The organism is bacterium (assembly GCA_018830565.1).
Lineage (GTDB): Bacteria > UBA9089 > JAHJRX01 > JAHJRX01 > JAHJRX01 > JAHJRX01.
The window spans coordinates 1-9,746 of sequence record JAHJRX010000057.1 but is presented as its reverse complement, the minus strand read 5'-3'; the positions used below and the strand labels follow the sequence as shown (position 1 = coordinate 9,746).

Below are 9,746 nucleotides of genomic sequence, written 5' to 3'. Positions count from 1 at the left end.
TACTTCCAGAATGGGTCTCAAGACTCTCTTAATTACTTCAAATTCATAAGCTAATGAAGTGGAGATAACTTAATGAGTTTCGTTGATTATGATGTTATCGTTGTTGGAGGGGGACATGCTGGGATCGAAGCTTCTTTGGCTACTTCCAGAATGGGTCTCAAGACTCTCTTAATTACTTCTAATATAGAAAGCATTGCTCAGATGTCTTGTAATCCTTCCATAGGTGGCTTGGGCAAAGGACAATTAGTGAGAGAAATTGATGCATTAGGAGGAGAAATGGCTAAATGCATTGATCATACGGGCATTCAATTTCGAATGTTAAATACTAAAAAAGGCCCTGCCGTTCAATCTCTTAGAGCTCAAGCTGATAAAAAACTGTATCAAGCGTACATGAAGAAGGTCTTAGAAGAAGAAAAAAGATTAGCTTTATATCAAGGTTTAGTTGAAGAGATATTAGTTAAAACAAGTAAAGGTAAAAAAGTAGTTTTAGGAGTTAAGATTTCTACTAATTTAAAATTTTTCTCAAAAGCTGTGATCATTACTGCTGGTACTTTTTTAAATGGCCTTATTCACATTGGAAGCATAAATTATCCAGCTGGTAGAGCGGGGGAATTTAGCTCGATCAGATTATCTGAAAATCTCAAACAATTAGGGCTAAAATTAGGCAGATTTAAAACCGGCACAAGCCCCAGAATTCACAGGGATAGTATCGATTTTTCTAAATTAAAGGTTCAAGAAGGAGATGAAAAACCTCTTCCTTTTTCTTTTACGACTAAAGAAATAACTTGCCCCCAAATGCCTTGTTATATCACCTATACCAATGAAGAAACTCATAAAATAATTAGAGATAATTTGGCTCTTTCTTCTTTATATTCAGGAAATATTACTGGAATTGGTGTTCGGTACTGTCCTTCTATAGAAGATAAAATTGTCAAGTTTTCCCAAAAAGAGAGACATCAAATCTTTATTGAGCCAGAAGGAAGAGAAACAAAAGAATATTATTTAAATGGTGTTTCTACTAGCCTGCCCGAAGAAATACAAGACTTGCTTTTGCATTCTATTTTGGGGTTAGAAGAAGCTAAGATTATTCGACCTGGATACGCTATTGAATATGATTTTGTCTTTCCTCTCCAGCTAAAACCTACCTTAGAAGCTAAAGAGATTGAAAACTTGTACTTTGCTGGTCAAATAAATGGCACCTCGGGTTATGAAGAAGCAGCCGCCCAAGGAATGATGAGTGGCCTTAATGCCGCTTTAAAGATACAGAGAAAGAAATCATTTATCTTAGATCGATCTTTGGCTTACCTTGGTGTTTTAATAGACGACTTAGTGACGAAAGGGACAAATGAACCATATAGAATGTTTACTTCTCGAGCTGAATACCGCTTACTTCTTCGTAACGATAATGCCGATGAGAGATTAATGCCTTTTGGATATAAATTTAACTTGATTTCAGAAGAAATTTATGCTATCTTTAAAAGTAAGCAAAAAAAGATAAAAGAAGAGATCCAGAGGCTCAAAAAGACCTTGGTAAATTTCAAAGGAAGTAAGCTCTCCTTAGGGAAAATATTAAGAAGGCCAGAGATAACTTACCAAGATTTAATAAGTCTGGATCAAATTAGCCTTAAAATTCCAGAGGAAATTAAGAAAGAAGTTGAGATTCAAATAAAGTATGAAGGCTATATCAATCAACAACACCTTCAAGTTGAAAAACACAAGAGATTAGAAAAACAAAAGGTTCCTTTAGAGATTAATTATGATGAAATTCGGGAGCTTTCATTTGAAGCCAGAGAAAAGCTTAAACAAATAAGACCAGATTCCATAGGCCAAGCTCTTAGAATTCCAGGTATTAAGCCAGTTGATATTACGGTAATTATTATCTACTTAGAAAAACACAGAAAAGAAAGAAAAAAAAGGTAGTGTCAGAATTAAAAGATTATCTATTAAAGAGTTGTCAACAACTAAATATAAATTTAACAGAATACCAAGCAGAGCAATTCATTATTTATTTAAAACTCTTACAAAGCCAAAACAAGAAAGTTAATCTCACGGCAATAGATGAAGCTTATGAGATCATTGACTACCATTTTATAGACTCCCTTTTTTTTACCTTGGGAGGAAACTTTTGTTCAGGAATAAAAGTTATCGATATTGGTACCGGTGCTGGCTTTCCTGGCTTACCTCTTAAAATATACACTCCTGAAATAGATCTTACTTTAATTGAATCTCGCCAAAAAAAGATTGATTTTATTAGAGAAATTTGCGATCTTTTGAGGTTTAAGTATGTCAAGATCTTACCAGGAAGAGCAGAAGAATATGGGCACGACAAAGAATATCGTGAACAGTACGATCTAGCCGTAGCTCGAGCCGTAAGCAACTTAAGTACCTTAGTTGAATATACTCTCCCTTTTTTAAGAAAGAATGGAAGATTGATTACCGTTAAAGGAGAAGATATTATAGAAGAATTACAAGCTGCTCAATATGCCATCAAAGAAGTAGGTGGTCAATTAGAAGAAGTAAAAGAAGTAAATTTGCCTTTTAAGGGAAAAAAGACAAATTTAGTCATCATCATTAAAGAAAGAACAACTCCTTTTCAATTTCCTCGGAGAATAGGAATTCCTCAGAAAAGACCTCTCTTTTGAAAAGAATAAACCCTCTGACCTTAAAAAAATAGCCGATTAGGAAATTTTAAAAAACTTAGGAAAATAAGATGAAGAATATTAAAGTAGGAGTAATTGGATGTGGAGCCATAGGTAGTTATATCTGCCAAAACATTAAGGATATTTCTCCATTAGAATTAAAAGTTATCTTCGATCAAGAAGAAGAAAAAGCCATAAAACTTTCTCGTTGTTTACCTGAACCAGTGAAAGTATTGCCCGGCGAGGTTTTGATAAGAGAAGTAGACTTGGTGATTGAAGCTGCTTCTCAAGAAGCCGTTAAAAAATATATCAAGGAGGCTCTTTACTTAGGTAAAAATGTCTTGATTATGAGCGTAGGGGCATTGGTCGATGATTTAAAGATTTTGGAGATCGCTAAGGAAAAAAACTGCCAGATTTATATTCCTTCTGGGGCTATTGCCGGTATTGATGGATTAAAATCAGCTTCCGTAGGCAAGATAAAAAAAGTAGAAATTAACACTACTAAGTCTGTAAAAAGTTTAATAGATGCCCCTTATGTTATAAAAAATAAGCTAAATTTAAAAGAGTTGACTAATAAAACAAGAATATTTGCCGGTACGGCTTTAGAAGCAGCTACTTCTTTTCCTAAAAATATTAATGTTTCGGCTGTTTTAAGCTTAGCGGGGATAGGATTTGAAAAAACTTTAGTCAATATTTACGCTGATCCAGAGACAAATATTAATACTCATGAAATCTCGATCGAAGGGGATTTTGGAAAGATCAACCTAAAGTGCGAAAACTTACCTTCTCCTTTTAACCCCAAAACAAGTTTTTTAGCGGCCCTTTCGGCTGTGGCTACCTTAAAACAAATAGTAAATCCACTTAAGATTGGCGTCTAAAATTTTTACAGCTTTCTCAATAAAACCAAGTTGCAATCTTTGTCAAACAAGATGGACCATTTAAACGGTAAGAAAACGTTTGTCGGGGTAGTCTTAAGTTTAAAGGTTAACAAATCTTTTACCTACTCAGTACCTAAAGAATTAGAAGAGGAAATAGCTATTGGCAAAAGAGCTTTAGTCTCTTTTCGAAACAGAAAATGCCAAGGTTGCATAATTGAAATCCACCAAACTCCTCCCCCAGAAAACCTAAAAATTAAAGAGTTAATCGAGATCGTAGATCAAGAACCAGTAATCACCCCTGAATTACTTAAACTAGCTAAATGGATAGCTAATTACTACTTTTCTTCTTGGGGCATGGTCTTAAAAAGTTGTATTCCTACCTTAAGTAAATCTAATAAAGAAAAGTATATCTCTTTAGGGATCAACCAAGAAGAAGTTAAATTACTCCTTAAAGAATTAAATAAAGCTCAAAAAAGAATTCTCCATATTTTATTAAGTAATCCTCTGCTTAAAGAAAAAGAACTTCTTTATCAAGCTGAGGTAAGCAACTCTCCTCTGAAAACTTTAGTTAGAAAAGGGATAATTAAGATAACTTATCTTCAAGAGCAGAATATTTTAACCTCTTCCAGTAAAGTAAAGACTTCCCAACCCTTCCTCTTGACTGACGAACAAAGAGTAGCTTTAGAACAGCTTAATAAAAGTATAGAGAAGGAAGAATTTAAAGTCTTTCTTCTTCAAGGAATTACTGGAAGTGGTAAGACGGAAATTTACTTACAAGCCATTAATAAGGTAATCGCTAAAGGAAAGCAAGCGCTGGTGTTAATTCCGGAAATTTCTTTAACTCCTCAGATGGAGGAGAGATTTAAATCTCGCTTTGGAGAAAATGTAGCTATTTTACATAGTAGGATTTCCCTAAAAAAGAAAAATGAAGAGTGGCATAAGATTAAAAAAGGCCAAGTAAGTATTACCATTGGAGCTCGAAGTGCCATATTTGCTCCATTTTTAAACTTAGGTCTGATCGTGGTGGACGAAGAACATGAAAGGACTTATAAACAAGATCATAATCCTCGCTACCATGCTCGAGATGCAGCTATTATGCGGGCTAAATTTACTTCCAGTGTAGTCGTATTGGGAAGTGCTACTCCTTCCTTAGAATCTTTATATAATGCTCAAAAAGGAAAGTATGATTATTTAAGATTATCTTATCGAGTTAAAGATTTTTCTCTTCCTGAAGTTAAATTAATAGATTTAAGGAAAGAAATACCAGAAAAGAGCAAAACTTTAATTAGTTTTAAGCTTCAAAAGGCTATTAAAGAAAGATTAGAAAGAAGAGAACAAACCATACTATTCTTAAATCGACGAGGATTTTCACCTTATATTTTATGTGTTAGTTGTGGAAAATCTCTGCTTTGTGAATATTGTAATGTTACCTTAACTTATCACTTAAAAGATAAGGCTTTAAGATGTCATTATTGTGGAAATCTAGCCGAAATACCTTCTCTATGTCCTTACTGTAAAAATAAAAAGATTAAATTATTTGGCAGCGGAACAGAAAAGATTGAGAAAGAGATCAATAGATTATTTCCTCAAGCCAAAGTAGCTCGTTTAGATATAGATATCACTAAAAAGAAGAATGCCTTAGAAGATATATTATCTAAATTTAATCAAGGAAGTATTGATATCTTAATTGGTACTCAAATAATTGCTAAAGGCTTAGATGTTCCTAATGTAACTTTAGTGGGAGTGATCCTGGCTGATACCTCTTTAAATATTCCTGACTTTAGAGCATCAGAGCATACTTTTAACCTTTTAACCCAAGTAGCTGGAAGAGCAGGAAGAGGAGACTTAAAAGGAGAAGTGTTGATTCAAACCTATAATCCAGAGCAGTTTTGTATTCAAACCGCGGTAAATCAAGACTGTAATTTATTTTATCAAGAAGAGATAAAGAATAGAGAAGAACTAGACTATCCTCCCTTTTCTCGCTTAGCCAATATTATTTTTCAAGGTAAGATAGAATCTAAAGTAGAAGAAGAAGCTTTGAAGTTTCAAAAAACCTTAAAAAACAATAACTTCTTCGATCTAAAAATCTTAGGACCTTCTCCTTGTGTGATTTCTAAAGTTAAGTCTAAATACCGCTTTCAAATTCTCTTAAAATCTAAAAAAGTCTTCCTTCTTCATCAAATTATTAATAAAACTTTAGAAAGCTACCAGCCTCCAGCTTTTATAAAATTGGAGATCGATATCGACCCCATCTTTATGCTTTAGTCTCTTCGCCACACTTCTTTAGTAGTCTTTCCCAATTCTTATCTATATCTTCTTGAAGTTGAGTTAAGATTTCTTGTTGATTACCTTTAAATAGATGTTTAAAACGAACTTGTTTTTTAAGCCAATCTACTAATGGTTTTTTCTCCTTAGGACGATAAGTTAGCTTCCAATTTCCATCCTCTACTTCAAAAAGTGGCCAATAAGAACAATCTACCGCTTCTTCTCCAATTTCGATAGCTGTTTCAGGGGCAAATCCCCACCCTAAACGACAAGGAACCAAGACATTAATAAAAGTTGGTCCTTTAATAGACAAAGCTTTTTCCACTTTAGTCGTTAAGTCTTTCCAGTTACTAGGAGCAGCTTGAGCAACATAAGGAATATTATGAGCTACCATAATTGAGGTTAAGTCTTTGCGAAACTCTTTTTTGCCAGGAATTATCTTACCGGCTGGAGAAGTAGTGGTATGAGCGCCTTTAGGGGTAGCGCTGGAACGTTGAATTCCGGTATTCATATAAGCTCCATTATCTAAACAAACATAAAGAATGTCATGGCCACGTTCCATAGCACCTGATAAGGATTGAAATCCTATATCATAAGTTCCTCCATCTCCACCAAATCCAATGAATTTATAGCCTTGTTCTTTGATTTTGCCTTTCTTGACTAAAGCTTTGTATCCTGTCTCTATTCCGCTTATAGTAGCGGCAGAATTTTCAAAGGCCGAGTGAAAGAAAGAACATTTCCATGCCGTGTAAGGAAAGATGGTGGTAGTTACTTCTAAGCAGCCCGTAGCGCTGCTTATTACCAAAGGTGCATTTGCGGCTAATAAAATTTGTCGCACGGCCATAGGTTCAGTACATCCGGCACAAGCTCTGTGTCCACCGGAAAGAAGATCCACTCTTTTTGATAATTCTTTTAAACTTGCCATTTTTCCTCCTATTCTCTTACTCCAAGATATTTAACCAGCGAAGTAACTTTTCCTGTCTTTAAAAGGCTTTGGAGATCTTGGTAAATTTCTCTAAGATGATGTAAATTAATATCTCTGCCGCCTAAACCATAGATGTAATTGACTACTTGAGGTTGTTTTTCTAAGCCATATAAAGAAGATTTAATCTCTATAAATAAAGGTCCTCCCATTGTGCTTAAAGAATCAGCTCGATCTAAAACAGCAATCACTGGTATGTTAGCTAAAGCTTCTTTTAATTCCTCACCAGGAAAAGGTCGAAATACTCTAATCTTCAAGAGCCCGGCTTTAATCTTCTTCTCTCTTAATTCATTAATTACTACTTTAGCTGTTCCAGCCGTAGAGCCTATCACCACGATTGCTATTTCGGCATCGTCTAACATGTATTTTTCAAAAAGCTGATACTTTCTTTTGGAAAGATGGCTATACTCCTGACTAATCTTAATAATCTTTTCCTTGGCTTCTATCATTGCCTGGGCTAAACTACGGCGATGTTCAAAATAATAGTCTGTAAAATCCAGTGCCCCCATAGTTATAGGTTTTTCTGAATTAATCAAGGTAGAAGATGGATTATATTCACCCACAAAATCTTGGACTTCTTTATCTTCTAAAATTTCCATAGATTCCATTCCATGGCTGATAATAAAACCATCAGCCATAACCATGGTGGGCAGTAAGCATTCTTCGGCTATCCTTACCCCTTGAATTAAATTATCATAAGCTTCTTGAGCATTTTCAGAATAAATTTGGATCCAGCCGCTATCTCTTGCTCCCATAGTATCGCTATGATCACAATGAATGTTAATGGGCGCACTCAAAGCTCTATTTACTTCAGCCATGACTATGGGAAGACGAAGACCTGAAGCAATATAAAGCATCTCCCACATCAAAGCTAAGCCTTGAGAAGCCGTAGAAGTCATCGTTCGAGCTCCTGTTGCTACTGCCCCCAGACAAGCACTCATAGCGCTATGCTCACTTTCCACGGCAATAAATTCTGTTTGAACTAATCCATCAGCCACATAAGTAGAAAATATTTGCACTACTTCTGTAGCCGGGGTAATAGGATAAGCAGCTACTACATCAGGATTAATTTGACGCATTGCTTCAGCCATCGCTTCATTTCCAGTCTTTGCCACCATTTTTCCCATTTTTTATCTCCCTTCTTCTATCATAGAAATAGCTGCTACTTTAGGTGGACACACCTTGGCGCATATTCCACACCCTTTGCAATAATCATAATCAATGCCCGTTACTTTACTCTCTTTTACCATAATCGATGAATCTGGACAATGTATCCAACAATTTAAACAATTAATGCACTTTTCTTGGTTGTAAATAGGCTTAATACTTCTCCAGCCACCTGTTTTATAATCCCTAGCACTTCCTGCTTCTAAGATCAATCCTCCCACAGGAAGCTCGTGCCATTTTGGTAATGTGCTCATTCTGATTTTACCTCCTCATAAGCTCTTTGGATAGCTTGGATATTACCCTCAATTACTTCTGGTTTATTCTTAAGCTTTTTTTCAAGTTTTTTTTTCGTGTCCTTGATCATTCTTTCGTAATTTACTAAGTTGGTAACCTTAATTAAAGCTCCCAACATAGAAGTATTAGGAATGTTACTTCCAATAGTCTCTTTTGCGATGATAGAAGCTGCTATGGTATATATCTTTCTTCCCATGATATTTATCTTTTTTCTAATTTGAGAAGGTTCTTCGGGGGTATTAATGATTAAAATACCATCTTCAGGAAGACCTTTGGTCACATCCACAATCTCCATCAAAGTAGGGTCCAAGACTAAGACTATTTGAGGATTTTCTACTCCACAATGGATAGTAATAGGTTCGTCACTAAGACGATTAAAAGATTGGACTGGAGCTCCCATTCGTTCTGGTCCATATTCTGGAAAGGCTTGAATATGCTTTCCTTCAGACATAGCGGCATCAGCAAAGAGCAAAGCTGCTGTCTTGGCCCCTTGACCACCTCTTCCATGCCAGCGAATTTCAACTAAATTATGCATACATCCTCCTTTATTTTTTTTAAGGCTAAGATTTTGGGTGATGTCTATAAATAGTTATAGCACTTATTAATGAAAATTTGACATAGAGCAAATTAATTTGAGGACAAACAAGTTTATCTTTTATTGCTCGGCATTATTTCCTATGTCCGGTTTTCGTTAATAACTCCTATAACTTGTGTAAGATGGGGATAAATTTATTTTAAATTACAAATTAGCATATTACAATTAAAATTTACAATTTGTAATGAATAATCCATCTTTTTTATATCTTTTTCAGATGCCTCATTATAACTAAGCTATTTTCAGACACCACCAGATTTTTCAATTCATGGGTCTTCTTCCTTCGATAGCCTTAGCAATAGTCACCTCATCGGCATATTCTAAGTTTCCTCCTACTGGAAGACCATAAGCAATTCTACTGACATAAATTCCTAAGGGTTTTATTAATTTATGAAGATAAATAGCGGTAGTCTCTCCTTCTATATTTGAGTTAGTAGCCACAATTACCTCTTTAATCTTCTCTTTTTGCAGTCTTCCTAACAATTCTTTAATCTTTAGGTCTTCCGGACCTATTCCTTCTAAAGGAGAAATGTTGCCCAAGAGAACATGGTATCGTCCTTGGTAATTACCTGACTTTTCAACGACGATAACATCAAAAGGTAATTCTACGACACAAATTAAAGAACTATCTCTTTGGTTATTACTGCAAACAAGACAAACCTCTTCTTGGGATATATTAAAACAAATTTGACAATACTTTATCTTGTCCTTTACTTCTAACAAAGATTGAGAAAGTCTTAAAACTTCTTCTCGTGGTGTTTTTAAGATATAAAAAGCTAATCTTTGAGCTGTTTTAGAGCCAATAGTAGGAAGTTTACTAAACTCATTAACAAGCTTTAACATTGAAGAGGCAAGCTGCATATTATCTTCCTTCCTTAAAATAATCCACCTAGAGCTGTTTTAGAGCCAATAGTAGGAAGTTTACT

9 protein-coding genes are annotated in these 9,746 nt (G+C 35.0%); 4 read left to right on the top strand and 5 right to left on the bottom strand.

Annotation, left to right across the window (positions count from 1 at the left end):
- Window positions 1-72 precede the first annotated feature (72 nt).
- The 4 genes from mnmG to priA all read left to right on the top strand — a co-directional run bounded on the left by mnmG (window position 73) and on the right by priA (window position 5,782).
- Window positions 73-1,920 (top strand): tRNA uridine-5-carboxymethylaminomethyl(34) synthesis enzyme MnmG, encoded by a 1,848-nt coding sequence (gene mnmG, locus KJ849_05620; GenBank protein MBU2600033.1) that lies wholly within the window; start codon window positions 73-75, stop codon window positions 1,918-1,920.
- Complete coding sequence (gene rsmG, locus KJ849_05615) at window positions 1,920-2,642, top strand: 16S rRNA (guanine(527)-N(7))-methyltransferase RsmG (protein MBU2600032.1); 723 nt, start codon at window positions 1,920-1,922, stop codon at window positions 2,640-2,642. Before mnmG ends, rsmG begins: the two co-directional genes overlap by 1 nt.
- A gap of 68 nt (window positions 2,643-2,710) precedes the next feature.
- Window positions 2,711-3,517, top strand: coding sequence for an aspartate dehydrogenase (locus KJ849_05610; GenBank protein ID MBU2600031.1), 807 nt, complete (start codon window positions 2,711-2,713; stop codon window positions 3,515-3,517).
- Between the two features lie 39 nt (window positions 3,518-3,556).
- Entirely contained in the window at window positions 3,557-5,782 is a 2,226-nt protein-coding gene (gene priA, locus KJ849_05605) for a primosomal protein N' (protein MBU2600030.1), read from the top strand.
- On the opposite strand, the gene KJ849_05600 is transcribed toward priA, so the two are convergent.
- The 5 genes from KJ849_05600 to recR all read right to left on the bottom strand — a co-directional run bounded on the left by KJ849_05600 (window position 5,772) and on the right by recR (window position 9,681).
- Window positions 5,772-6,707, bottom strand: a complete 936-nt coding sequence (locus KJ849_05600) for a pyruvate ferredoxin oxidoreductase (protein ID MBU2600029.1) — start codon at window positions 6,705-6,707, stop codon at window positions 5,772-5,774. The genes priA and KJ849_05600 overlap by 11 nt on opposite strands.
- An 8-nt stretch (window positions 6,708-6,715) precedes the next feature.
- A complete protein-coding gene (porA, locus tag KJ849_05595; GenBank protein MBU2600028.1) occupies window positions 6,716-7,891 on the bottom strand; it encodes a pyruvate ferredoxin oxidoreductase in 1,176 nt (391 codons plus the stop codon).
- A gap of 3 nt (window positions 7,892-7,894) precedes the next feature.
- Window positions 7,895-8,185: a 4Fe-4S binding protein gene (locus tag KJ849_05590; GenBank protein ID MBU2600027.1), complete on the bottom strand. Its 291-nt coding sequence runs from the start codon at window positions 8,183-8,185 to the stop codon at window positions 7,895-7,897.
- Window positions 8,182-8,760 (bottom strand): 2-oxoacid:acceptor oxidoreductase family protein, encoded by a 579-nt coding sequence (locus KJ849_05585; protein MBU2600026.1) that lies wholly within the window; start codon window positions 8,758-8,760, stop codon window positions 8,182-8,184. The genes KJ849_05590 and KJ849_05585 overlap by 4 nt, the downstream gene beginning before the upstream one ends.
- Before the next feature lie 321 nt (window positions 8,761-9,081).
- On the bottom strand, window positions 9,082-9,681 hold the full coding sequence (gene recR / locus KJ849_05580; GenBank protein MBU2600025.1) for a recombination mediator RecR: 600 nt from the start codon (window positions 9,679-9,681) through the stop codon (window positions 9,082-9,084).
- Window positions 9,682-9,746: the final 65 nt, after the last annotated feature.